This window comes from Arthrobacter sp. TmtSoilC79 (genome assembly GCF_059739405.1).
Genome location: NZ_AP046051.1, coordinates 1,097,279 through 1,121,583 on the forward strand (window position 1 = coordinate 1,097,279; position 24,305 = coordinate 1,121,583).

Consider the following 24,305-nt stretch of genomic DNA (forward strand, 5'->3'; position numbering starts at 1 on the left):
TTTTTCCGGTACGTGCGCCCAAATGTAGACTCCAGCCGACGACGCCGACGGTGCGTCCTGGCACCTGGGGGATCGCAGTGGGAATAGCCGAGAACGACTCGGGACAGTCGCTACGCCGCGCTTGGGCGAAGCTACGACGGCGGTGGTCAGCTTTGGTGGTTGCTGCCGCCGCCGCGTTGCTGACCTTGGGCGGGTTCTCTACTGCTCCGGCTGAGAACATGCCGCCGGCAACCCCCGGCCAGGCACCTTCTGCATCAGCAACATCCACGGCCACGAATGCGGCGGCAGCATGCACGAAGAGCGGTGCGACGGGCAGCAGTGCGACCACGGCCTACAACGTCTCCACCACCGTAAACGATGCAACGGACGACACAAGCGCCATACAGAACCGCATCAACGCCGCAGGGGCAGCCGGGGGCGGTGTCGTCAAACTCGTAGCCGGAACCTACATCATCAACGGCAAACTCCGGATGGCGAACAACGTCAAACTGCAGGGCGCAGGTCCCGGCACTGTTCTCAAGGCCGGCCCCAGGTTCCTGTCCACAAAGGGCCCGTCGGGTGGCTACCCCATCGTGACGACCAACAGCGCGACGAACACCACGATCACTGATCTCACGGCGGACCATTCAGGAAATACCCTCCCGGCCAGCGTCAACCTGAGGGGGCGCCTGGACGAGTATGTTGTTGATATCCGGGGCGGCTCCAACAACCTCGTGGACGGAGTGCACGTCCGAAACCCCTTCACTTACTCCATCGTCGCCGTCGGTACCACCAGGTTCTGCGTGAAGAACAGCTCCACCATCGTCGCGACAAGCGGCAAGTACAACCAGCTCGATGGCATCCATGTCCTGGACTCATCGTTCGGCGACGTCATCGGCAATACCATTGACCAGCGCATTGGAACCGACGGCGACGACGGCCTTGTGGCCCACACCATCAACGGAACAACCCACGACATCAACTACATCGGGAACAAAGTCCGGGGCGGACACCGGGGCAGCAGTATGCAACTTGCCGTCGGTAACCACTCCATCTACAACCTGAAAATCGCCGACAACGAGTTCTATGGGGCGCCGTACGGTATCCGCACCGGGTACTACGACGACGGGACCGGCGCGGTCAACGGCGTGACCCTGAGCGGTAACTACATCCACGACCTCGAAGTCGGTCACATATTCTTCGACGGCAGCTACGACGCCATCCACATCGGCGACTTTGACGGCCAGGGCCCGATCACGAACGTGGTTGCCACCAACAACAGGGCGTGTGCAGCAGGGAATGTCCACGTCGCACCCGGCCCCGGCAACATGACCCAGAACAACACCGTTCAGACAGGAACATGCTGAGTATGGCAAGAACCTACCGCCGCAGGAATGAAGGCTTGGAATGCCTGCGTTGATGGTCAGTACGCCGGTTGTTGGCCCGGCACCGACGGGCGGAACTTATCCACAGGTCAATGCAGCAGGTTTTCCCCAGAATGCGTGTCAAACATAGACTCCTGCCAACGGCGCGGACCGAGCGACCTGGCACATAGGGGATTGCAGTGGAAACTGTTGACATTGGTTTGGGACCGTCCATACGCCGCACCTGGGCGAAACCACGACGGCGGCGGTCCGTTTTTGCAGTTGCTGCCGCAGCCGTGTCACTCGCACTGACCGGGGTTCCTGCGACACCCGCCACGGCGACGGCATCAGCTGCGGCCACAGCCACCAATGAGGCGGCGGTATGCACGAAGAGCGGCGCGACGGGCAGCAGCGCAACCACGGCCTACAACGTCTCCACCACCGTCAACGACACCGGGGACGATACGAGCGCCATACAGAGCCGCATCAACGCAGCAGGGGCAGCTGGCGGCGGGGTAGTGAAACTCGTAGCGGGAATCTACATCATCAACGGCAAACTCCGGATGGCGAACAACGTCAAACTTCAGGGCGCAGGTCCCGGCACGGTTCTCAAAGCGGGACCCAACTTCCTGTCCACAAAGGGACCGTCAGGTGGCTATCCCATCGTCACCACCAACAGCGCGACGAACACCACGATCACGAACCTCACAGCGGACCATTCAGGAAATACCCTCCCAGTGAGCATCAACATGGGCGAACGCCTGGACGAGTATGTCGTTGATATCCGGGGCGGCTTCAACAACCTCGTGGACGGAGTGCACGTCAGGAACCCCTTCACTTACTCGATTGTCGCGGTGGCGACCACCAGGTTCTGCGTGAAGAACAGCACCACCATCGTCGCGACGAGCGGTAAGTACGACCAGCTCGACGGCATCCATGTCCTGGACTCATCGTTCGGCGACGTCATCAGCAACACCATCGATCAGCGCGTTGGAACCGACGGCGACGACGGCCTTGTGGCCCACACCATCAACGGAACCACCCACGACATTAATTACATTGGGAACAAAGTCCGGGGCGGACACCGGGGTAACAGTATGCAACTTGCCGTTGGCAACCACTCCATCTACAACGTGAAAATCGCCGACAACGAGTTCTATGGGGCGCCGTACGGTATCCGCACCGGGTACTACGACGAAGGTACCGGCGCGGTCAACGGGGTGAGCTTGACTGGTAACTACATCCACGACCTGAAAGCCGGTCACGCGTTCCCCGACGGCAGCTACGACGCTATCCACATCGGCGACTTTGACGGCCACGGCCCGATCACGAACGTCGTAGCCACGAACAACAGGGCGTGTGCAGCCGGGAATATTTACATCGCACCCGGAACCGGCAACATCAACCAGAACAACACCATACAGACAGGAACATGCTGACTATTGACGAGGACCACGCCATAAGGCCATCGTCACCCAGCTACCATCCCTGTCCGTTCATTCCGCGAGGGCATCGGCCAGAGTCACCCGGTTTCGGCCGGAGGCCTTCGCCGCGTAGAGGGCAAGATCGGCTTCACGCAGGAGTTGCTCGCTGCCCGCCCGGTGCCCGTCCGTGAAGGCCGAGACTCCGGCGCTGATGGTCAGGACACCGTCTGGATCCCCGGAATGCTCGATCCTCAGGGCATGGACGGTGGACCGGACACGTTCCATGACGGCCGCGGCGGTTGCCGGGGACTGGTCGTAGAGGACCAGGAGGAACTCCTCGCCACCAAAGCGGTAGACGGCGTCGGCTTTCCGGACTTCGCGGGCAAGGGTTGTTGCGATCGCCACCAGCGCGGCATCACCGGCCTGGTGCCCGTAGATGTCGTTGTAGCTCTTGAAGTTGTCCACGTCCACCATCGCAAGGCAGTAATCGTGATCGTCGAGGCTGTGCAGGAGGCCCAGGTCCTCCGTGAGTTTCAGGCGGTTGCGCAGCTTGGTGAGGGGGTCCGTGCGCGCTTGCTCGGTCAGTGCCGATCGGTAGCGGGCAAGGTCTGCGTGCAAGGAAGTGATCCGCTGGGCAGCCAGGAGCCTGATGTGAAGGCTGAACGGGTCCAAGGGCTTGGTGACGTAGTCGTCCGCACCGGCCTCCATGCCTGCCAGCACATCCTTCCGGGAACCGTGTGAGGTCACCAGGATGAGGTACGTGTAGCCGTCCGCCTCGGATGCACGGATGGCGCGGCAGAGGTCCAGGCCGTTGAGGCCGGGCATCATGAGGTCCGTAACTACGGCTTCGGGGCCGTGCTCCTGGTACAGCTGCCAGGCCGAGTCGCCATCCTCCGCCACGATGCACTCATGGCCGGACTGCTCGACGGCGGCCTTGGTGATCATCCGGGAGATCTGGTCGTCGTCGGCGATCAGGACTTTCATGAAGCTCCTTGGAGAGTGCGTTCGAGGGCAACGTCCACCTGCTCGAGTTCTGACTGCAACCGCGTCAGCACCGGTATGCCGAGCGATGCCAGGTCCGGCACTGCCTCGCGGCCCAGCCGTTCCAGATCCTTGCAGAGTGCTGCGGCGCCGGCGGCTCCGATGTTGGAGGCTGCGCCGGCGAGTTTGTGGGCGGCCGCTTCGACGGCGGACGCTTGCCCGGCGCCCAGTGCGGTACGCAGGGCTTCCATGGTGGTTTGGGAGTCCTGTCGAAAGGCCCGGACTGCCTCGGGCAAGAGGCCCAGACCGTCGGCGGGACCGAGCTCGCGGAGGATCTGCAGTCTGTCGGCGTCAAGGACCACGGCGTCAAGAACAGCGGCGCCAGCAAGGACGTCACCGTCAACACCAACGCCGTCAACGCCAACGTTCGACGCCGATGCTGCCGCCGGCACCTGCGCGACGCCCACCGCAGCTCCGGGCGCAAAGCCGCCCACCGCCGTCGACGTTTGCTCTTGTTCCGGAACCCAGCGCGTCAGCACACCAGCGAGCTTGGCGAGGTCCACGGGCTTGCTGATGTAGTCGTCCATGCCCGCGGCGAAGCAGCGCTCGCGGTCCTCGTTCAAGGCTCCAGCGGTCATGGCGATGATGGGAATCCGGGCCGCGTGACCGTTCCTGGCCCGGATGGCCCGGGTGGCATCAAATCCGTCCATGACCGGCATGTGGCAGTCCATGAGCACGGCTGCGTACTTTCCGGAGAGGGCTGCGGTCACTGCTTTGGCGCCGTCGTCCACGATCTCAACGTCGTAGCCCAGCCTGTTGGCCATGCCGCGGGCCACCAGTTGGTTGACCTCGTTGTCCTCTGCCACCAGGAGTTTGCCCAGGCGCGGGACCGGCTCTGTCAACGCAACTGCCTCCACTTGCACCGGCTGTGCAGGGGAACCCGGAATCCGGGTGGCCATCAGGCGCAGGAGCCGGTTGTAGAACTCTGAGCTTCGCACGGGTTTGGTGAGGTATTCGCGGATCCCTGCGCTGAGGAGGTCGCCCCTTTCCACTTGCATGGTGGAGGTCAGCAGGATGATTCCCGGCGACCCGGCGCCGTCGTTTTCGTCCTTGATTTGGCGTGCCAGTTCCAAGCCGTCGGTGTCGGGCATGCACATGTCCACCACGGCAATGTCATAAGGGTGGTGTGTTAACACGGCTGTGCGGTACTCGTCCATGGCGGAGGCGGCATCGGCAACGGCTACCGGCTCCATGCCCCAACTGGCGAGCTGCTTTTCCAGCACCAAACGGTTGGTGGCGTTGTCGTCCACCACCAGGACCCTGCGGCCGGCCAGTGTGGCGGGCAAGGTTCCTGTGTCCGTTGGCGCCGGACCGATGGGAAGTTCAAGGACAAACCAGAATCTGCTGCCCGAGCCCGGTGCGCTTTCCAGGCCGATCCTGCCACCCATGACCTCTGTGAGGCGCCGGGAGATCGCCAGCCCCAGCCCGGTGCCTCCGTAGCGGCGGGTGGTGGAGGCGTCTGCCTGGGCGAACGATTCGAAGAGCCGGTGATGGTCCGCGGCGCTGATTCCGATGCCGGTGTCCCGGACTTCGAACCTCAGGGACGCGTTGTCCGAATCGCGGTGGATGACGGAAATCTGGATTTCCACTTCGCCGGCGGGGGTGAATTTGACGGCGTTGGAGGACAGGTTCAGGAGGATCTGCCGGATACGGCCGGCATCGCCCATCAGGCGTTCCGGGACATCGGGGTGGCAGTAGGAGATGAGTTCCAGGTTCTTTCCCTGGGCTGCCTCTGCAACCAACCCGGCCACCTCGTCCACCAGGGCCCGGGGATCGAAGGCGTTGACGTCCAGGTCCACTTTCCCGGCCTCCAGTTTGGAGAAGTCCAGGATGTCGTTGATCAGCGTTAGCAGGACTTCGCCGGCGCCCTTGACGCCTTGGGCGTACTGCCTCTGCCCCTCGCTGAGGGGCGTGTCCATCATGAGGGAGGTCAGCCCGATGACTGCGTTCAGGGGAGTCCGGATCTCGTGGCTCATGGTGGCCAGGAACTCGGACTTGAGCCTGCTCGCTTCCAAGGCTGCTTCACGGGCCGCCAGCAGTTCGGCTTCGGCGGCCCGGCGCTCGGTAATGTCGCGGGAGATGGTAGCGACGCCGCGGATTCCGTTCTCGCTGCGGACGGGAGACAGGGTCACTGAGACGGGGATGGTGGCGCCATCACCGCGTTGCCGCTCGGTTTCGTAGTTCTGCACCTCACCGCTCCGGGCGGTGGATTCCAAGGCCTGGCGTTCCTTGTCCAGCAGGTGCGCCGGGACAAAGAAGTCGCCCTTCCTGCCGATGGCTTCCCCGGCCGGATATCCGTAGATGCGTTCGGCTCCGGGGTTCCAACTGGTGATGACGCCGTCCGGTGTTTCGCCAATGATGGCGTCGCCGGAGGAGTTGACGATCGCCCCGAGTCCTTCCAACTGGGCAGTACGTTCTGCCACTTTCGATTCGAGATCGCGGGTCAGCGTCACATTTTCGACGACGATCAGCACCTGCCGCACGATCACGAAGACCACCACCACCAGCCCGGTGACCAGCAGGACGGGGTCCTCGCCAATGGGACGCGTGCGGGAGAAGAACACCGCACTGAAGACGGGCACGTAGGGGAGCAGCTCGAGTGCTGCGGCGTAGGCCCTCCCGTCCTTCCGCATGCTGTCCGCTTCGGGGAGCATGGGGCTGAGCCCCACCAGCAGGAAGGCCAGCACCCAGCCCAACGCCAAGGGTGAACCTGTAACCCCCGTGATGCCCTGGAGGGTCAAGCTCATGTACGTCAGGTCCGTGATGGCCAGGATCCAGAAACCAAGGCCCATGCTCAGCCATGGAAGCCGGCGTCCGCGGGCCGCTCGCATGGTCAGGACGATGACCACGGAGACCATGAGGACGTCCGCGATGGGGTACGCCATCTGGGTTATTCGGGAGAAGGCATCCTGGTCCGTGGCTGACGCCAATGGCCCCAGAACGGAACTCCAGGCGATGAAGAAGGTGGAGCTGGCCACCACCCCGGCATCCAGGATGGTGCGGCGAAGGGGCAAGCGCAGCCCCTGGCCCCTCAAGAGGAGGACCAGGCCAATGGAGGTGGGCAGGGCGTACCAAACAAAGCCGATATCCGCGAACGACGGGAAGGGATACTGGTGGTCCAGGGCGATGCCGTTGATGGTCCACACACTTTGCCCGGCGCTCCAGGCGGCCAGACCGGCCACGATGAACCAGCGGCCAGCGGAGTTGTCCTTCCGGCGACGGGCCGCGAGCGTGTGGGTGGTCAGCGCGGCGAGTGCAGCGAGAAGGATCGCCAGGTCACCGGCGAGTTGCGCCGTCGTCGTTCCTGATCCGCTTGCCAATCCGACGGCCAGCAACACCAGGCACAGCATTACGGGCACCAGGAAAAGTAGCCATCCGTGCCGTGCTGTCGAGCGCATCGGAAGAACCCCGTGCTTCACTCCTGCCACTGAACCCCTGCCTTAGAAAGTGGCCCCACCAAAAGCGAACAACGCGTCTTGCCTGCGCTGAGGAGAGCATACGCCGAAAACGCCCGCGGAGAGCAGGACAGGCCGGAGGAAACCCTGGGGGCAGGGGCAGGACCTATAGTTGATGGCTGCAGGCACGCGCGATCCGGAGGAGGTTGGTGGTGGTTTACCCGAAGATCGCCCATCGGTGGATCCAGGCCTCGTTCGGCGTATATCTGGTGGCGTTGGCCTTGGTGGTTTTCCTCCCGGCGCGTGAAGCCAGCACCGTGACGGGGTTCGTGGGGGTCATCGCCGGTTGGCTTTCGCTGCTGGGCCTGCCACTCGAAACCGCTGCAGTGGGCGTGGAGTTTGCTGCCAACATTGTCCTGTTCATCCCGTTCGGAGCGTTTGTGCGCCTTCTTGGGCCCAGGCTGTGGACCTGGTGGACAACGGGGCTGCTCGCCGTCGGGTCATCGGCGTTGATCGAAACGGTGCAGCTGGTTATTCCGGGCCGGGTGACGGCGATTTCGGATGTCGTGGCGAACACCACCGGGGCCTTGGTGGGCCTCTGGGTGATGAAAAGACTTGCCGCCTAGAGGTGTTTGCGCAGGATTTCCGCGACCTCGTTGCTGTGGCCGGCGATGCGTCGGGCGACGTCGCGGTGCACAGCTTCGGTGGCGTTGATGGGATCGGGAATGTCGTCCTCGTCCCGCAAGCCGGCCGTTGACCGGACCGCTGCAGCACGGCTGACTAAGCCGGCCAGGGGTGTGTTTGTTGCTGCGCCGGTCACTGACGCCCAGCTGGCGGCGGCAGGAGCTGCCGTGCCTTCGCCCGCCGGGAGGTTCGCTGCCGAGCGGGCGAACTCGGCCATGGTGAACGCGCGCTGCGCGGCGCCGGGATATTTCTTCACCAGCTCGTCCCGCTGCTTTCGGGTCATGGTCAGCACCAGGGCGGCGGCGTCAACCATTTCGGCAGAGATCTGCCGGCCCACAGAGCCCTCCGGGTTGCCGCCGTACTTCCTGGACAGGGCGGCGGGAAGGGGCTCCATGGGTGCCCCAACGGCCGCATGCAGGCCGGCGCTGACTACCTCGAAGGTGGTCAGTCCGAGGTCCTGGAGCCGCGTACGGATCAGTTGCCCGGCCAGCGGTGACCGGCAGATGTTGCCGGTGCAGACGGTCAGAATGGACGACGGCGGCTGGGCACCTTGGCCGGTCACGCTCACAGGGCGTTGGTACTTTCGCGGCGGCGGCCACGACGCTGGTCGGTGAGCTGGACCTGCTCCGTGGCAGCCACCGGAGTGGACTCAGCTGCTGGAACGTGATTGGCCTTTGCAGCTTCCTCGCCGGTGTCCTTGCGGTTGTAGTACGTGTAGTACTGGTACCCGTAGTCCTCGCCCTTGGAAGATTTGCGCGAAACGCCGTTGATGATCAGACCCAGGGGCCTGCCCTTGACTCGTTCGAGGTTCTGCAGTGCACGCTTGAGTTGGTCGTAGGTGGTTTTGCCTGCGCGGCTGACCACCAGGGCTCCGTCCGTGCGGGCAGTGAGGATCGCTGCGTCCGTCACCGGCAACAGCGGCGGGGCGTCCACCAAGACGATCGCGTGCTTTGCGATGTCTTCCAACAGCGTCCGCATGACGTTGGAACCCAGAAGTTCGCTGGGGTTCGGGGGTACTGAGCCGGCACCGAGCACAAAGAGATCGCCACTTTCGCCCCATGGCTGCAGGACGTCGTTGAGCGTGGCCCTGCCGATGAGGACATCGGTGAGGCCTACGTTGGTCAACAGTCCAAAGGTCTTGGCAACGGTGGGGCGTCGGAGGTCGCCGTCCACCACAACCACGCGCTGGCCGGAGGCTGCGATGGTTTGGGCCAGGTTGGCCACCACCGTGGTTTTTCCTTCACCCGGGAGCGCGGAAGTAACAACGATGATGCGGGGCGGCTCGTCAACGTCCATGAACTGGAGGTTGGTCCGGAGCTCGCGGATGGCTTCGGCTACGGCGTAGTCCTGGTGGTTTTTGTTCTCAAGATCGTTGCCACCGCGGGACATCACGAGGCGGTTGACGCCGTCGAAGTTGTTGTGGAAGGGGACGGTTCCAATAACGGCGACGCCGGTTTCGGCTTCCAGCTGGACCGCGGAACGGACCCGGCGGTCAAAGATGTTCCTCAGCAGTGCGTACCCGATCGCCAGCAGCAAGCCGGCAACTACCCCAATCATCAACGCGAGCCTGGTGTTGGGGGAGGTCGGGGTGGTGGGAAGCTGTGCAGCATCCAGCGAGCGGAAGCTGACAATGGAGGTTTCGCTGCTGTTGCTGCCCTTTTCAAGCTCGGCAACCTGCTTGGCGACGCCCCTGACCCACGCCTCTGCGAGGTCGCGGGCACCTTCCGGGCTGCTGGCTTGCGCGGAGAATTTCAGGGTGGCGGTGTCCTGCGGATTCTGGGCGGAGATCCGGCTGATCAGCTGCTCAGGGGAGGTTCCTTGGAGCTTGAGGTCCTGGATAACGGTTTCTGCCACTGACCGTGATTTGGCGACGTCAAGGTAGGACTTTGCCCGGGATTTGGAGTAGCTCTCACCGGCCATGGCCGTTCCCAGATCCTTATTGACACCCACTGAAATGATGCCGCTGGCATCGGCGCTGAAGACCTTGGTTTGAGTCAAAGTCCAGCCGAAAGCGACTATTCCACCCAACACGGTAATGGCAATCACTGAAATCCAGTGCGCCCGCAGGACCTTCCAATAGTCCGTGAGCTCCATGAAATTGTCCCCCTGATGCAGTGTGGCGTCGACACGTCGACACAAAAAGAACGCAGTTCTTGCACTGCGCTGTAAGTATCGTAACGTGCTGACCTAAAGGGGATACCCACCTTACGGTGGGATGGGGGGTTTATGAAAAATGCAGGATACTGACTTTCTCCAAATGGGAGCGGTGTACTTCGCGCAGGATCAACAGGGTCTTCAGCGGCATGCAGAATGCGTGTTCGGCGAGTTGACTATCAGTTCGCTTTCCGGGGATTTCAACGCCCTCGATGTCGGTTTAGACGACACTGTGGACATTTATTTCGTAGCGTCCGGACTCATTCGGGACCCCCTTTCAGGGGCGCAGCTTCCCGCCAGCCAGTCGGTTGTTGTGGTCCCCGGCGGCAGGGGATTGCCGTCTCCGTTCATCGGCGAAGCGGACGCCAAACGAATCAGGATCCAGAGAAGTGCGGCGGAGACCTTCGTCCCGCACGCGCTGGACAGCGTCACCATCACCCCCGTCCGCTCACGGCTCGATGATGCTGCTGAGGCCTTTATCGGGGCAATTCTGAACCAACCCGCCCGGCACGGTTCAGCCATTGAGCTCTATGCCACGGAGCAGATCCTCCTGGAACTCACGGGCAGCCTCCTGCTCGATCATTGCGGTGTTTCCTGGAATTCCACGTCATTGACCTCAGTGCTCCGCGACCAGGCCATGGCGGTCATTGCCCAGCGCTGTGCTGATCGGGAGCTGAACCCCGAAGCTGTGGCCAAGGCCGTCCAGTCGTCGCTGCGGCGGGTCCAGGCCGCGTTCGCGGAAGTGGGAAATTCCATCGCTGCGGAGATCCGCAGGCAGCGCGGCAGGCTGGCGCGGACGCTGCTCACGGATGCGCGCTATGACGTTCTCAGCGTCCAGCAAATCGCCGAGCAGACCGGCTTCGGGACAACGGCTGCCCTGCGCAGGGCCTTGGATGAGCTGTATGGCTGCGGGCCGCGGGACCTCCGGGAACGCCGTGGGAGTGAGGCTGCAGCGTCCTGAGCGCCACGTACCGGTAACGGCAGAGGACGTTTCGCGCAGACCTTGAACCGTTCAGCGACAAAGTTCCCGCAAGGGGTGAATCTGTCGCTTTCAGCCAAAAAGGCGTGGGTAATGTCTATTCCTGATGGGGGAACTCGGCATGTGCTGGATTCCAACCGATGGTTTTCATTCCGAGTTGAAAGAAGAGCAATGAGCGACGAAGTTACCGTTTCCAAGCCGCACTCCCGCCGCGCAGTCGTCAAGGGCGCCGCCTGGTCCGTGCCCGTTATCGCCGCCGCCGTGGCTGCTCCGGCCGCTGTAGCGTCCGTGAACACTTTGGGCCTTGCCTTCACGGCCTCCACTACAGACCTTCTTTCCCTCAACCTCCTCGATACCACCGGTGTTCTGACGGCCCAGGCACTCATTACCGTTCCTACCACGCTCACTCTCACGAACGGCCCGGGCGCTGTAACGGAGACCGCTACTGTGACGGTATCGGTTGCCCGGCCGGGCGGCATCAACATCTCGGTTGGACGGGCACGCGGCTTTGGTGTCTACTCCTTCAACGGAACGCCTACCACTGCCGGGCAGCGCACTGCCGTGTACCAGTCGGCTCCGATTGTTGGACAGTTCGGCTTCCCGGCCACCACCTGGACCAATAACGTGCCCGTCACGGTCGCCAGCAATGGCACGCTGAACCTTCCCATCGTTTTCGGCCTCGCCGGTTTTAGCACCGGGCTGGCCATCAGCGCCTTGGCAACATTCCCTGTCACCGTAACCGTGGTTATTGGTGGCCGCACGCTTACCGCTACGAGCAGCATCTCCGTTCCTGTTGGTGCCGGTCTGCTCTAGGTCTCTTTCGAATTACCGCGAAAGCGCGTCAGTCATTTGGCTGACGCGTTTTCGTGCGTTCCGGTAATGCGGATTATGGTGTTTGAAGGCCGCCGACTGAAAACACTTTTCGGTTGGTTTGGCCTGCTGATCATAGGTGGGGGAAATGCAGAGCGATGACATCCTGATCGATGCACTGGGCGGTTTAGTCAGGATTCGATTCGATTTTTCGGGACAACAGGTTGATGCAGGCCGACTTGGAAAACTCCAAGACCCTTGGTCTGATGCAATTGTCGAAAACGGCGATGCTCGTGGCCTTGAAGTCAGCGTCCCCGAACTGCTCTGGCCTTTCCCGGACGAGGCCGGACTTCCGGAGTCTGTTGCGGAGCTGTCCACGCACACGACTTTGGCAGCTATCGAGGCACAACGGGGCCGCCTGCTGATGCTGCATGCGGCAGGAATTGCCCACCGGTCCGGCAAAGTACTGGCGTTCATCGGTCCGTCCGGAAGGGGCAAGACCACCTTGGCGCGGCACCTCGCTGCGGAATACGGCTACGTCACTGATGAGACTGTTGGCATCGCGGCAGACGGCACGGTGCACCCTTACCGGAAACCCCTGTCCGTTATCCGGCCTGCCGAGGTGTACAAAGAGCAACTTGCCCCTTCTGCCCTGGGTCTTGGCGGGCTCCCGGCTGCACCCCTTCAGTTGGCCGGGTTGGTGGTGGTGTCCCGGCTGGATGGATTCACCGGGGAGCCCGGGATCGGCACCTTGGGACTGTGCGAGGCCCTGGTGGCGATCGTCCCGGAGATCAGCTACCTGGCCGATATGGACAAGCCACTCCAGACCATTGCTACCCACGTCGACCGCTGCGGCGCCATTCGGCAGGTCATTTACGGTGAGGCACCTGAGGTCCTGGCCCTCGTCCCTGAGCTGTTGGCACGGGAAGAGCCGGAGGCCTGGGAGGCCGTCCTGCCCACCGGGGAATCCACCGGAGTGCGGAGTCCACTGGCGGCGGAGTCATACTTTCCTGCCCCGGTACTGGATGCGGTGGAATCCGGTGGCCTCACCGCCGTCCTGGATTCAAACCGGGTTGTCCATGTCCTGGATGGAGTGGGACCGCTGGTCTGGAGGTCACTGTGCGAGGGCCGCGATTTTGATTCTCTTGCCCAAGAGGTGGAGTTCGAATTCGGCGCTCCCCCTGAACAGAACCTCGACCAAGCGGTAGTGCAGGTTCTCTCGACTCTTGCCGATGCGGGGCTGCTCGTACGCATCCCGGCCACGTAACAATGGCGCCCGTTACTACGCAAGCTGCCCGCCGGCGTCGTCGATTGCTCCGTTCACCGTGGAGCCACGCACTGCTGGCGTTGATCCTGGTGGCACTGGTCCAAGGCTTCCTGGTGAAGATCTACCATGTGCCCACAGGCTCCATGGAGCAAACCCTCAACGTGGGCGACCGCGTGTTGGTGAACCGGACCGCCTACTTCGCTGCAGCCCCCGAACGCGGGGACGTGGTTGTCTTCAGCAAGCCGCCAAGCTGGGGGCCGGCACCTGACCGCAGCTTCCTGCGCAGCAGTGTGGGCTGGTTCGGTGAACTGACCGGCATCGGCCCGGGCAACACGGAGTATTTGGTCAAACGGATCATCGGGGTGCCTGGTGACACGGTTGAATGCTGCGACGCCGCCGGCTCGGTCATGGTCAATGGTGACGTCATCGGAGAACCGTATGTTTATCAGGATTTTCCGTTGCACCCGGGCTCACTTGACTGCTCGACGGCGGTAAAGTCGCCCCGCTGCTTTGAGCCGCTGCTCCTCGGCGAGGACCAATACCTGGTGTTGGGTGACCACCGGTCAAACTCGGAAGACTCCGTTGCAGCCTGCAGGAATCCGGCAGTCGCTGCCGACTGCGTCAGGACTGTCCATCGGGGGGAAATCACGGGGCGGGTGGACTGGCGGGTCTTTCCCTTCGACACGTGGGGACCACCGGAGTAAGGCCAGGCGTCAGGCGGCCCGGGTTTCCCTTGAGACCGAGCGGTACCGCGCGTACAGCAACAGGCCCGTTACGGACTCCACGACGGTAAGCCCCAGGAAAAGCACCGCCAGGGAGTCGCTCCAGAGAATCAAAGCCACGCTGACCGCGAGATACAACAACGAAGACACGATCCGAATCCAGAAGACCTGGCCCACCATCCCGGCCCGCCGCAGGTACGTGAAGGGCAGCGTCCCCGGGATGCTGACCAGTTTCCAGAGGCAGGCCAGTGATAGAGCGCCGAGTGTCACCACATTCCACGCGGAGCCGAACAATGCCTGGAAGACGCCAAGGACTTCCAGGACCAGAATGAGCGCAATGGCCACGATGCTGAGGGCGGACATGCCCAAGGCGAGACTCTTGGATTCCGCTCCGAGCAGCCGCGTCCGCATGTACCCCAGGATGGGTTGTAGCGCGCCGAGGACTGTGATGGTGGCTTTGAGGGCAACAGCTTCCTCATCCCGCTGAAGGAGGTACACGGTTGCTACGATCCCCAACGGAACCAGGGCGACCATAGCGGTCTCAAGGGTGATCCAGGCCGTTGGCGCAAACCGTGGCCGGCCCAATGCTTTATACGGGGTTTTCAGGGCGCGGATTGCGATCGCGGCTGCCATGGATGCGCCCAGGACCGCGACGGCCCACGGTGAATCGTGTAGTGCAAGGATCAAGGCGGTTCCGGCGCCAAGGAGCAGCGCGGTGGCAGTCAACGCCTCCATCTTCCACCCGGCCGTGTAGGCAGCATGCATCCGGCCTATCTGCAGGGCCACCATGGCGCACGGCAAACCAAAGGCCAAGGCTGCAATGGAGCTTGGGAAAATCATCATCGCCAGCGTTCCCGCGACGCCCAGGACCGTAGCCCACACCGGGATGTAGGTCTTCTCGGCCAATTGCGAATCGGCCATCCGTGGTTCCAGGAGACCTGCCGCGATGACACCGGCGCAAAAGGAACCGATGCTGAGGATCAGGGCTATATGTGCCTGTCCTTCAAGGGCGAACAGCCTGGCTGCAACTGCTTGGAATGCTGCAGGAACGATCGCTGTGACAGCTCCTGACGCGACCATGACCAACGATTGGAGCACGCTGCTCCGGGTGGCCGTAGCAGTGGTCATGCTTTGATGCCCTGGACGGCATTGTGAAGGCTCTCACCCAGGGCCGTGTAGGCCTCGCCCGTGTTTGCGGCGGCACGGTTGATCTCTGCGTCGTATTCCGTGCGGGCAGCCTCATCGGTCAACAGGCGTTCAACCTGGGTGTGCACAGTGTCCGGATCAAAGGCGAAGGCGTTGTGGACGAAGTCTTTGAGCCCCAGATCCTCGAACGCCGCAAAACCTTTTCGCTCATAGGACAGATGAACAACGTAATGGCCCGCTTGCAAGGCCATGAGGGCAGCATGCAACCGCACGGCTACTACTACCCGCTTGGCGGATGTGCCCTCCAGCAAGTCCCCGCGGCTGAGGATCCGCTGCGGTTCGAGGCTCTGCATGGGGGAGAGGTCCTGGTTTCCGCCGGTCTGGCTTTGCACGTATCCGTCGAACGATCCGAGCAAGCCCGCCAGCTCAACGATCGGCGCGGGAAGGCCGCCGCGGAGGTTCCGGACCGAATATACGGGAGTAGGTTCCACTGAATGTGTGGTCCGCGCCGGAACGCGAAGGACTGCCATGTCGGGCACACGCCCGACGACGGTCGGTAGCCTGAGCTCCTGGACGGTGCGGTCATCGCGTGCCCAGACGCGGCTGAGGCGGCCCAAATGCCGCCGGAACCAAGGGGCGCTGGCCAGTCGCAGGGGACCGATGCTCTGCGGAAGGTAAACAACTTTCGCCCCGTGGCGGCTCGCCGCCCGCAGCTGCACGCCATGGACCAACAGTGCTTTGGCAAGCTCAATGCAGTTACCGCCGCGGAGGTATCCACCGCCAACGCCCACAATGAGGTCGAAGCTGCCAAGGCTTCCCAGGGTGGCCAAATAGTCGCGGTCATAGCCCCGGAGGCTCGGCTTGCTTCGGCGCAGCGATACACCCGGGAGATCAAAACTTTCGGGATCCGAGGCACACAGTGTGAGGTCGATGGGCTCGGCGGGGAACGTCGAGTTGATGAGTTCGATTGCTTCGGTGACCAGCATGCCGTCGCCAATGTTGTCGGCGCTGTAGCCGTGGAGAATCAGGACCTTCATCGCTGCAACACCTTCTCGTAAACCGCGGTATGCGCCTCAACGCTGGCATCCCAGCTGAATCGCCGTGCCCAGGCGAGGCCGGCCGCGCGGGCCTGCTCTGTTGATGCGGAACTGCCGAGGGCCCCTGCAATGCCACGGGCGATTGATTCAGCATCGGTGTCCTCGAACAAGAGCGACGGACCAGCAACTTCGTTCAGGGACCCCCGGTCCGAACAGATGACCGGGGTTCCGGAGGCCAATGCTTCGAGAACGGGGAAACCGAAACCCTCATAGAGGCTGGGGAACGCAAAGAGTGCGGCATGCTGCATGAGCGCTACCCGCTCGTCATCGTCGACAAAACCCAGATATTCGATTCCGGCAGACTCGATTGCCGCCATGGGTTCAGTGGCGTTCCACGCCGGCTTTCCCGCGATCACCAGCTTCACCCCCAGCTCCTTCAGTCCGGGGAGTGCGAACGCCCGGACAAGTTCGATCAGGTTTTTCCGGGGTTCTATGTTTCCGAGGTACAGGACATAGGGGGTGGACCGAAGATGTTGAAGCCGTTCCCCGAGGGCCCGAGGCCGGGCAAAGTAATCCGTATCGATGCCGTGGGGAATCGTCGTGATGAGTGCCGGATCCATCCCGAACACCTGGGCGACATCGTCTGCGCTGGACTGGGAGACAGTGATGACTGCATCGGTTGAGCGGATGGCCCGCTGTACCCGGGTTCGCCAGATTCTTTCCTGCTGCGCTGACCTGGCCGTCGTGATCCAGCGGCTGGCGACGCCGTGGACGGTCACCACCGAGGGGGCGCGGGTAGGCAGCAAAGGGCCGGTGTCAGCACTGTAGTGCAGCACCAAGCCTGGCTTTGCGGGCACCGTGAGACCCTGCCAGGTCTCCATGAGGGCAGTCAGCGCCGCACGCTTGGAGGACCTGAGTTGGCTGATCTCGACGCCCCTGAGCTCAAGCCCTTTGGCGATTTCCCGTGCATAGGTGGTGTTCCCGCCTACGTGGCGGGAGAGAATCCGGGAGGGGAACGACACTTGCTTGAGTCGGTTCAACGATCAGGCCCTTTCAGGTCATAGAGGTCACGAAGCGCAGTGTGCAGGGTTGAACGATTCATGCGGGCCAGCAAGCTGCGGTTTGCCGCCAGCGCCAGCTCTTTTGTTTCGGGGTGGTCCAGGATGGCAATAACAAGGCCGGCCACGCCGTCCGCGTCCTCCGCTTGCATGAGGCCCGAACCGTCCAAGGCGTTGATCCTGCGCGCTGCAATGGGAACGCCCTGGGCCGCTGCGTCGAGAACACTCAGGGGGAAGCCCTCATAGGCGGCGGTATGGACGTAGACAGTGCTGGACGCCAGGAACTTAGCCACTCCCGGATTGTCGATCCAGCCCGTCACCTCTATCCCTGCCTGCTCGAGGTGTCTTCGGAGTTGGGGATCGCCGTCACCTATCCACTGGAAGCGGATGGAGGGAACCTGGCTTCGAAGGGCAGCGGCAACATCAGTGAAGAATGCCGGGTCCTTTTGCCGGGCGATTCTTCCCACCATGGAAATTACCGGTACGCCCTGCCCGGTCTGTGGTTCCAGCCCTTCGGAACGGGTGGCAACGGTAGGCAGGTTCGGGATGGCAATGCACGTGGCTTCCGGGCGGAGGGCGCGGACCAGATTCTCTTCGTGGGACGACAACGTCCCGAATTTCCAAGTCCTCCGGGCCAGGAGCTTCTCGACACCTCGATAGAGTGCACGCTTCACCGTTGAGGTGTGGGGATCGTCGTGTTTGAAGCAGTGAGGTTCGTAAACCACAGGGGCCGCTGTGCGGCGGATACGGGTGTAGAACCCGGAGAAGCTTGAGTGGGCGTGGACAACCTGCGGCCTCAGCAGTTTGACGGTGGAGCCAACCCTGGCAATGCGTGTGAAGAGTCCCGAGCCTAAATCATGATGGCCGACGTCCAGTCCCTGCCACACAGGGGCAGGTTGCCCTTGTTGAAAAGGCGACAAAACCTTGTGGGTGAACTCTTTAGGGCTGTTTTCGATGTAAGTGCGCACAGCTTTTGGCACGCCGCCTTCGATGCGGTCCACCACATGAAGAATCCTGTTGGAATCAGCAGCCAGCAACCTGCACCTGCCCGTGTGAACGCGGTGTTGATTTGTTCTCTACCGAGCCGGCAATAAACCCCCGCCAGTATTCCACGATTGCCACGCTCCCCCATTCATCGGCGCATCAGATGTACACTCCCGGCTCGTGGCAGTGCCTCACCCGAATTTTGATTAGAGGGAGGTAGTCACAACGGAGCCTGTCTGGTGTTGACCAAAATCAAGGATAACTGATCACGCGCCATAATCGGCCATGTGTGGATTGTTTACCGTAAGCGCACTGATTAATTTGCCCGAGGGAATTGCGGTAGATTTATCAGGACTGAAAATTGCAGATGCGTGCGGGAATCTGAGCTGTTCCACGCCGTTCACAGGGGTCCCAGGGGAGGGCGGCGAATGACGAGCTGGGTAGCTGTCGCATACGGCGCGCTGGACCTTCGCGGCTGGCATGAAAACCAGACGGACGTCGAACTGATGCTTTTGGCAGTCGTGCCTTCCGAACCCATAGGCTTGGCCGGCACACCAGCCATCCTTTGGCGGAAACTCCTGGAAGGCCCAGTGCCTGATGCAGCCCTCGATGCCGGTGAGCAGGACTTGGTCCGTGAGTTCGCCGAGGCCGGCATCGCGTCCAGTGATCCTGGGCATCCAGCGCGAGTACGTGAACTCAGCCCGCCATGGATGTCCTCGCCTGTCCACGAAATGGTCTACTCATTGGTTGCCAGCGTGGCGCGCGAGAACGGCGTTGACGTTGTCTCCATCAAAGGTCCCCTGCTTCACCGCCAAGGTTTGCGGGAGAGGGAGCACTCCGGTGACGTGGATGTTTGGGCTGATCCCGCACGCCTGCAGATTCTCTGTTCAGCGCTCGAAGCGTGGGGCTGGAACGGAAGGACGGACCAGTGGTCCGGTCTCTCCTTCAACCACTCAGTGGCACTTGAACCCGGAACGTGGGGCTGTGAACTGGACGTACATCGCCACATCCCCGGGTGCGCAGATGAGGACCCGGCAGTTTTCGCGAAGGTGATGGAACGTTCACAAACCACCCTCTTTGCGGGGGTTCCCATGATGACGCCCGATCTTCCTGCACACGCAGTCATCTTCGCACTCCACGATCTGCGGCCGGAGGCCAGGCACGGGAAACCGGCGGTTGGAGCTGAGGAGCATGCCGGGAAACTGCGGCTCGCCGGCGAAGGAGCGCTGGAGTTTGCCAACAGCGTTAAGGCTTCGGCCGTCCTTGAGCCAGCCCTTCGACTCGCGTTTCCGGCGGCATTGTTTCGGGTTGACCACGAGGTTCCCTTGAACTGGAAGTGGCGCGAAAGCAAAGGCTGGTGGCGGGCCTATTGGATGATTTTCAGGTCCCTCCCAAGCGAAGAACGCCTGCTTTTCATCCGGAGGGCAGTGTGGCCCCAAGCAGAGGTCCTGGCAGCGTCCGACGACCGGGCAGGACGCTCTACGCCAAGTCTCATAGGCGCGCGGTTCCGCCGGATTGCGAAGCTCTTCCGCAGGTAGGCGAGGGCTAAGAGCATGAAAATTGCTGGAATGAAGTGCAGATGATCGGCCATGGGGGCCGACGAAAATCGGGGGCGTTTGTATGGGGAATCAGGCCAGCCAAGGTGTGGGTACCTTGAGCAGAAAGAGCATGCTCCAGGAGGTGGAAGCCTCCGAGGGGAAGCCTGCGGTGATGTCCCGCACAAGGCCCCAGTCCCTGCGGGCGGTGCTGGCCACAGGCCCCTGGTTCCAACGCCTCATGCTGCTCAGCGTTCTCTTCATGCCCTTTCAGTACGCGTTGACCGTTCCCGTGGGCTTCCCGCTTAAGATCAGTGAAATCTTGGGGGTCCTTGGCATAGCCACTTATGTGCTGGGCCGGAGGACCGCCAGGAGAAAACGGGACCTCGCGAGTGTGGCTGTGGCCGTTCTCGCCATTGCCACCGTGTTCTCTGCGCTGGTCAACCTCACCCCGGGCAGTGGCGGCCTCAGATCGGTGGGCTATGACAGGGGTTACGAAACCGACCTCCTGCTCTATAGCGGCTACGCGCTCCTGGCCTTGTGTTACTGGTCGGTCCTCCGGCACGTGGATCGCCGTAAGACCGTGCGGGCGGTTGTCGCATCGATCTGGCTCTGCGGACTGGCAGTGCTGTTGCAGTGGGCCTCAGCGTTGTCCGGAAATACGCAGCTTATCGGGGTCCTTGGCTTCCGGACCCTGGGCGTGGATGACACCGTGGAGACACTTCGGTCGGGTCCATTCCTGGAGGGGCAGCACCTGGGCTTTTTTGCCGGGGCTGCAATTCTGGTGGCCCTTTACAACAAGAGCTACCTGGCTGCGGTGGTGGCGGCACTGTCAATCTTGTATTCCCAATCAACCACGGCCTATGCAGGCCTCGCCGTTGGAATTGCCTTGATGGTGATACTCAAGTTTTCCAAAGTGGTGATTCCTTTGGTTGCAACGGCACTTGTTGGGGTTTTGGCACTGCTTTTTTCGGACAGCTTGCGGACCACCTTGGGCAGGCAGTTGGCAAAGGTAGGGTTTACGGAATTCGCACCCGACTACCAGTACGCCACAACGTCACTGAACCTGCGTGGCGTAAAGTCCCAGATCTCTTTTGACATGAGCGCGGACAATCCAATTTTCGGTGTGGGCCCAGGGCGCTATGGTGCATATTTTGATCAATACGTCAGCGGCCGTCAGCTGCCATGGATCTATTCAACGGACCAGACGCGTCCCATTGCGGAGAACGCTTACGCACACGTAGCCGCTGAGCTGGGATACGTCGCTCTGATCGCCTTTGGACTCCTGATCGTGGTCCTTCTGTGGCGGAACCTCAGGAATGCGTCCTTGATGGGCATGTTGGCTGTGTTCACTGCCCTTGGGGTGTCCACGCAGTCGTCATGGACGTTCCTGCCGATCTGGACCTTCTTCGCATTACTGGCGGCTGACGACCCCGAGCCGAAAGAACCAGCGGAACCATCGGAAGCAGCGTCACAAGCCCGGCTGGACGGGGCAACCGCAGCTGCGGTGCCGCGCTGACAGGGCAGGTCAATCACAGTTGCGGTGCCGCTCTGATACTGCGGCTCAACCGCAAGATCAGTAGGCGCCGTCTTTGCCGACCACTGCCTTGGCAGTCCTGAAGAGGATGACGATGTCCTGGGCCAAGGACCAGTTCTCCACGTAGTAAAGATCCAGGCGGATGGACTCTTCCAGTGAAAGGTCATTGCGTCCGCTGACCTGCCACAGCCCCGTCATGCCCGGCTTGACCAAAAGCCGCCTGACGGAGGCAAAGTCATACATCTCCACTTCGCGGGCCACCTGCGGCCGTGGACCAACCAGGCTCATGGTGCCGTTGAGAACGTTGAGGAGCTGCGGCAGTTCATCGATGGAGTAGCGACGGATCCACGCGCCCAAACGGGTGACCCGGGGATCGTCCTTCATCTTGAAGAAGATCACGCTGTCCTGGCTTTGGGCTTGGAACGCCTCCAGCAAAGTCTCTGCGTTGTTGCGCATGGAGCGGAACTTGATCATTTTGAAGGACTGGCCGCCTTTGCCGATCCGTTCCTGGAAGAAGAAGGCAGAACCCGGGCTGTCCAGTTTGACCAGGATGGCGATCACCAGCATGGGTACAGCCAGCAGCAGAAGCAACATCGACGAGAGGCATACGTCCAGGGCCCGCTTGGCGAAGGCCTTCATCCCACTGAGTTTTGGCGTGGTGACGTGGATCAGTGGGAGTCCCGCAACGGGCTGCATGTGAATTCGGGGGCCGGAGATATCCGTGAGGGCCGGGGCCACGATCATCCCGATATCGCGGGCGGAAAGTGCCCAGCCCAGCTGCCGCAGGAAGGCGGGGTCAAGGTGTGCTCCGCCGCAGACCGCCACTGTGTCCGCTCCGGTCTGGTCGATGGAGCTCAGGACCATGTCCACGCTAGGAGAGGAGCCAAGCACGGGCAAATTGGTGGCGGCAGTCGACACTGAATCGGAGAGCAAGGCTGCCACTGGCTTGTAACCGGAAACGATGTGCTGGTTCAGCTTGTCTGAGAGGTGGTTGACGTTGTTCGGCGCACCGATCAGGAGGACCTTGTGAAGATTCTGTCCTTCGAGCCGGCTCCGGTGCAGGCTCCGGCGTTGAGCGAAGCGGACCGTTAGAAGGAGAATGACGCCCAGGGGGAGTGCCACTGAGACGTATCCCCGGGCTGTTTGCAGTTGAAAGACGTAGGAGACCACGGCCAAACATCCAAACAACCACAGGGATGAAACGGCCACGCGTTTGTATTCGTCACTGCCTGTGCCAAGGACCTTGGGGTCCCTCGTCCCGCCGAACTCCAGCGCGGCCGTCCAGGTCAGGATCAGGACGACGGACAAAGTTGTGTAGGACAACTCAGTGTCCCCGCCGGCAACGGTGACATCAGCAGTGCCGAATCGGAGCAGGTGGGCCCCACCCACCGCGATGACAATGCAGGCGAGATCAAGGAATCTCATCTTGATGCTTTGGGCACGCAGCCACGTAGAGCCTGGAGCAAAAGCGACTTCGCGAGTGGCGGAGACAAAGGTGGTCATGGGGTTAGCCCTGGAATTGCAGGGTCGTATTGCCGGGCTGCCTTGCGGCTGACCGCGATATCTCGTTCCACAGCACAACGGTTTTAATCACGATTCAGCCCCCATAGCCATACCCCCAACGCCCCAATGGAGCGAATGAAACCAAAGACGCCCGGAACACCTGATGGTGTGACTTGACGTTTCAAAGGTAATCGTAAAGGGGCGCCAGAGGCATCCCAAATTAGGCGAATTGGTAATGGTCGATTCGCATCTGAATCTCGACTGCAAGGCTGCTGCCAAGATCCATTATGCGCAGAAAGACCTACTAATTGCGCAATCCAAGGCTGCTGATAAATTGGCTGACGTGCAATTCGGACCATTTATCCGGGGCTATAGGGTCTCGCCGATCCATTTCGCGCAAACTTTAGTAATTTGCGCGCAAACTTGGCTGATGGGCAACGACAGTGCCTGGAGCAACCCCGCGGCACCCCGGCCCGTGAGGGCTCAGTTGCCCTTTTCGAGCCCGTGAGCCGTCACATACTGGCCCAACTGGTCCTTTGACAGGGCAGTTGCGATTTCGGAGATCGCGTTGGTGTCCGTCACCACAATGGACTGTCCGTCAGCTGAGGTGCCCGTTCCCAGCGTGGGGAGGGTGAACATCACGGTATCGGAGGCCCGGAGATCCTTCATGCCTAGCGCGAGGCTTCCAATCGCGGCAGCGTCCAGGCTCTTATCTACGCTGATGAACGGTGATACTGAGGAAACCATGTTGTTGACGGTGACCGGATTGGTCAGGGTCTCCCGGGCGATGGTCTTGCTGATGATCGCTTTGAGATAGGCCTGCTGGTTGCGCACCCGCTGGTAGTCCCCGTCGCTGAAGGATTTACGTTCGCGGACAAAGGCGAGGGCCTCGTCGCCATTGAAGGTCTGTTTGCCTGCCGCGTACACGTGCCCCTTCATGGGGCCGGAGTTGGGCGAGAACGGGATTTTGACATCGATTTCCACTCCGCCCAGGGCGTCTGTCAGGCCTTTGAAGCCCTCGAAGTCCACCATGGCCACATGGTCTATGCGTTGCTGGAAGAGGGATTCCACCGTCTGGACCATCAGCGGGACGCCGCCATAGGCAAGGGCGGCATTGATTTTGGACTCGCCCTTCCCGGGGATATCCACCCAGAGATCCCGCATCAGGGACACGGCATAAACGTTCTTCCGGTCAGCGGGGATATGCACCAGCATCAGGGTGTCGGCCCGTTGATCGGTGGAAGCGTCGGTTTCCACGTCCACTTCGGAGGACCCCCGGGTATCACTGCCCATCACGAGGATATTCATTGCAGCTGTGCCGTTGATGGGTTCGGTCTTTTGGGGGCGGGTGGACTCGTCCGGGAATGCGACATCGATCTTGGTAGTCCCGGAGTTGAAGGTCTGTGCCAGGTTGAATACATAGGCACCTGCAACAAGGCCGATCACCAGTACCGCGGCGGCGAATCCAATCAGGACGTTCCGTGCGGTCTTTTTGCCACTTTTCCGATGTCCGGAAGGGGACACCTCAGGGGAATTGTCAGTATCAGTGGGGAGAGTCATGTGTTCCTAGGTGTCGGCATCAGCAATGTTGATTCTATCAAGTGCCAAACCCGGGGCCTCAGCTGGAATGTATTGGCACAGCTGGACCCTGATCCCACTTCCCGGCAAATTACCCTATTGGTTGAG

19 protein-coding genes are annotated in these 24,305 nt (G+C 61.7%); 9 read left to right on the plus strand and 10 right to left on the minus strand.

Annotated features, from left to right (window positions below; genetic code table 11):
• Window positions 1-77: 77 nt before the first annotated feature.
• Together AC6JA3_RS05155 and AC6JA3_RS05160 are read left to right on the plus strand one after the other, a co-directional pair.
• On the plus strand, window positions 78-1,346 hold the full coding sequence (locus AC6JA3_RS05155) for a glycosyl hydrolase family 28-related protein (RefSeq protein ID WP_162150852.1): 1,269 nt from the start codon (window positions 78-80) through the stop codon (window positions 1,344-1,346).
• A 197-nt stretch (window positions 1,347-1,543) separates the two neighbouring features.
• The gene (locus tag AC6JA3_RS05160) at window positions 1,544-2,782 is read left to right on the plus strand and encodes a right-handed parallel beta-helix repeat-containing protein (RefSeq protein WP_026541261.1); all 1,239 of its coding nucleotides are present in this window, start codon (window positions 1,544-1,546) and stop codon (window positions 2,780-2,782) included.
• Between the two features lie 57 nt (window positions 2,783-2,839).
• Here AC6JA3_RS05160 and AC6JA3_RS05165 read toward each other — a convergent pair whose 3' ends face one another.
• Both AC6JA3_RS05165 and AC6JA3_RS05170 read right to left on the minus strand, forming a co-directional pair.
• Complete coding sequence (locus AC6JA3_RS05165; RefSeq protein WP_026541260.1) at window positions 2,840-3,751, minus strand: GGDEF domain-containing response regulator; 912 nt, start codon at window positions 3,749-3,751, stop codon at window positions 2,840-2,842.
• Window positions 3,748-7,206, minus strand: a complete 3,459-nt coding sequence (locus tag AC6JA3_RS05170) for a hybrid sensor histidine kinase/response regulator (RefSeq protein WP_347782746.1) — start codon at window positions 7,204-7,206, stop codon at window positions 3,748-3,750. Before AC6JA3_RS05170 ends, AC6JA3_RS05165 begins: the two co-directional genes overlap by 4 nt.
• A gap of 206 nt (window positions 7,207-7,412) precedes the next feature.
• Between AC6JA3_RS05170 and AC6JA3_RS05175 the strand changes: the two genes are divergently transcribed.
• Entirely contained in the window at window positions 7,413-7,829 is a 417-nt protein-coding gene (locus AC6JA3_RS05175; RefSeq protein ID WP_347782747.1) for a VanZ family protein, read from the plus strand.
• Here AC6JA3_RS05175 and AC6JA3_RS05180 read toward each other — a convergent pair.
• Window positions 7,826-8,455: an arsenate reductase/protein-tyrosine-phosphatase family protein gene (locus tag AC6JA3_RS05180; RefSeq protein WP_347782748.1), complete on the minus strand. Its 630-nt coding sequence runs from the start codon at window positions 8,453-8,455 to the stop codon at window positions 7,826-7,828. The genes AC6JA3_RS05175 and AC6JA3_RS05180 overlap by 4 nt on opposite strands.
• Window positions 8,452-9,981 carry a tyrosine-protein kinase domain-containing protein gene (locus AC6JA3_RS05185; protein WP_051420711.1) on the minus strand — a complete coding sequence of 510 codons (1,530 nt, stop codon included), beginning with the start codon at window positions 9,979-9,981 and terminating at the stop codon, window positions 8,452-8,454. Before AC6JA3_RS05185 ends, AC6JA3_RS05180 begins: the two co-directional genes overlap by 4 nt.
• Window positions 9,982-10,213: 232 nt before the next feature.
• Here AC6JA3_RS05185 and AC6JA3_RS05190 point away from each other — a divergent pair, with 232 nt between their 5' ends.
• The 4 genes from AC6JA3_RS05190 to lepB all read left to right on the plus strand — a co-directional run bounded on the left by AC6JA3_RS05190 (window position 10,214) and on the right by lepB (window position 13,801).
• Window positions 10,214-11,002, plus strand: coding sequence for a helix-turn-helix domain-containing protein (locus AC6JA3_RS05190; RefSeq protein WP_223943599.1), 789 nt, complete (start codon window positions 10,214-10,216; stop codon window positions 11,000-11,002).
• A 189-nt stretch (window positions 11,003-11,191) separates the two neighbouring features.
• Window positions 11,192-11,833, plus strand: coding sequence for a hypothetical protein (locus tag AC6JA3_RS05195; RefSeq protein WP_347782749.1), 642 nt, complete (start codon window positions 11,192-11,194; stop codon window positions 11,831-11,833).
• 145 nt (window positions 11,834-11,978) lie between these two features.
• Window positions 11,979-13,097, plus strand: coding sequence for a PqqD family peptide modification chaperone (locus AC6JA3_RS05200; RefSeq protein WP_347782750.1), 1,119 nt, complete (start codon window positions 11,979-11,981; stop codon window positions 13,095-13,097).
• 2 nt (window positions 13,098-13,099) lie between these two features.
• Complete coding sequence (gene lepB, locus AC6JA3_RS05205; protein WP_347782751.1) at window positions 13,100-13,801, plus strand: signal peptidase I; 702 nt, start codon at window positions 13,100-13,102, stop codon at window positions 13,799-13,801.
• Between the two features lie 9 nt (window positions 13,802-13,810).
• Here the strand turns inward: lepB and AC6JA3_RS05210 are convergent, their stop codons facing one another.
• From AC6JA3_RS05210 to AC6JA3_RS05225, 4 genes are read right to left on the minus strand one after another with little or no spacing between them, the layout of a single operon-like run.
• Window positions 13,811-14,947 carry a hypothetical protein gene (locus AC6JA3_RS05210; protein WP_347782752.1) on the minus strand — a complete coding sequence of 379 codons (1,137 nt, stop codon included), beginning with the start codon at window positions 14,945-14,947 and terminating at the stop codon, window positions 13,811-13,813.
• A complete protein-coding gene (locus AC6JA3_RS05215; RefSeq protein ID WP_497919932.1) occupies window positions 14,944-16,002 on the minus strand; it encodes a polysaccharide pyruvyl transferase family protein in 1,059 nt (352 codons plus the stop codon). Before AC6JA3_RS05215 ends, AC6JA3_RS05210 begins: the two co-directional genes overlap by 4 nt.
• Window positions 15,999-17,042: a glycosyltransferase family 4 protein gene (locus tag AC6JA3_RS05220; RefSeq protein ID WP_497919933.1), complete on the minus strand. Its 1,044-nt coding sequence runs from the start codon at window positions 17,040-17,042 to the stop codon at window positions 15,999-16,001. Before AC6JA3_RS05220 ends, AC6JA3_RS05215 begins: the two co-directional genes overlap by 4 nt.
• Entirely contained in the window at window positions 17,039-18,097 is a 1,059-nt protein-coding gene (locus AC6JA3_RS05225) for a glycosyltransferase (RefSeq protein WP_347782755.1), read from the minus strand. The genes AC6JA3_RS05220 and AC6JA3_RS05225 overlap by 4 nt, the downstream gene beginning before the upstream one ends.
• 375 nt (window positions 18,098-18,472) lie before the next feature.
• Between AC6JA3_RS05225 and AC6JA3_RS05230 the strand changes: the two genes are divergently transcribed.
• Complete coding sequence (locus tag AC6JA3_RS05230; RefSeq protein ID WP_347782756.1) at window positions 18,473-19,582, plus strand: nucleotidyltransferase family protein; 1,110 nt, start codon at window positions 18,473-18,475, stop codon at window positions 19,580-19,582.
• A gap of 115 nt (window positions 19,583-19,697) precedes the next feature.
• Entirely contained in the window at window positions 19,698-21,098 is a 1,401-nt protein-coding gene (locus AC6JA3_RS05235) for an O-antigen ligase family protein (protein WP_347782757.1), read from the plus strand.
• 57 nt (window positions 21,099-21,155) lie between these two features.
• Here AC6JA3_RS05235 and AC6JA3_RS05240 read toward each other — a convergent pair whose 3' ends face one another.
• Both AC6JA3_RS05240 and AC6JA3_RS05245 read right to left on the minus strand, forming a co-directional pair.
• Window positions 21,156-22,619 carry a sugar transferase gene (locus tag AC6JA3_RS05240; RefSeq protein ID WP_347782758.1) on the minus strand — a complete coding sequence of 488 codons (1,464 nt, stop codon included), beginning with the start codon at window positions 22,617-22,619 and terminating at the stop codon, window positions 21,156-21,158.
• Window positions 22,620-23,102: 483 nt separating this feature from the next.
• Entirely contained in the window at window positions 23,103-24,179 is a 1,077-nt protein-coding gene (locus tag AC6JA3_RS05245; protein WP_347782759.1) for an LCP family protein, read from the minus strand.
• Window positions 24,180-24,305 lie beyond the last annotated feature (126 nt).

Excerpts from the sequence above, each read along its gene's own strand:
- AC6JA3_RS05230 (WP_347782756.1), top strand. The coding sequence starts at position 18,473 with ATGACGAGCTGGGTAGCTGTCGCATACGGCGCGCTGGACCTTCGCGGC.
- lepB (WP_347782751.1), top strand. The coding sequence starts at position 13,100 with ATGGCGCCCGTTACTACGCAAGCTGCCCGCCGGCGTCGTCGATTGCTC.
- AC6JA3_RS05215 (WP_497919932.1), bottom strand. The coding sequence starts at position 16,002 with ATGAAGGTCCTGATTCTCCACGGCTACAGCGCCGACAACATTGGCGAC.
- AC6JA3_RS05245 (WP_347782759.1), bottom strand. The coding sequence starts at position 24,179 with ATGACTCTCCCCACTGATACTGACAATTCCCCTGAGGTGTCCCCTTCC.
- AC6JA3_RS05240 (WP_347782758.1), bottom strand. The coding sequence starts at position 22,619 with ATGACCACCTTTGTCTCCGCCACTCGCGAAGTCGCTTTTGCTCCAGGC.
- AC6JA3_RS05165 (WP_026541260.1), bottom strand. The coding sequence starts at position 3,751 with ATGAAAGTCCTGATCGCCGACGACGACCAGATCTCCCGGATGATCACC.
- AC6JA3_RS05200 (WP_347782750.1), top strand. The coding sequence starts at position 11,979 with ATGCAGAGCGATGACATCCTGATCGATGCACTGGGCGGTTTAGTCAGG.
- AC6JA3_RS05170 (WP_347782746.1), bottom strand. The coding sequence starts at position 7,206 with ATGCGCTCGACAGCACGGCACGGATGGCTACTTTTCCTGGTGCCCGTA.
- AC6JA3_RS05195 (WP_347782749.1), top strand. The coding sequence starts at position 11,192 with ATGAGCGACGAAGTTACCGTTTCCAAGCCGCACTCCCGCCGCGCAGTC.
- AC6JA3_RS05185 (WP_051420711.1), bottom strand. The coding sequence starts at position 9,981 with ATGGAGCTCACGGACTATTGGAAGGTCCTGCGGGCGCACTGGATTTCA.
- AC6JA3_RS05210 (WP_347782752.1), bottom strand. The coding sequence starts at position 14,947 with ATGACCACTGCTACGGCCACCCGGAGCAGCGTGCTCCAATCGTTGGTC.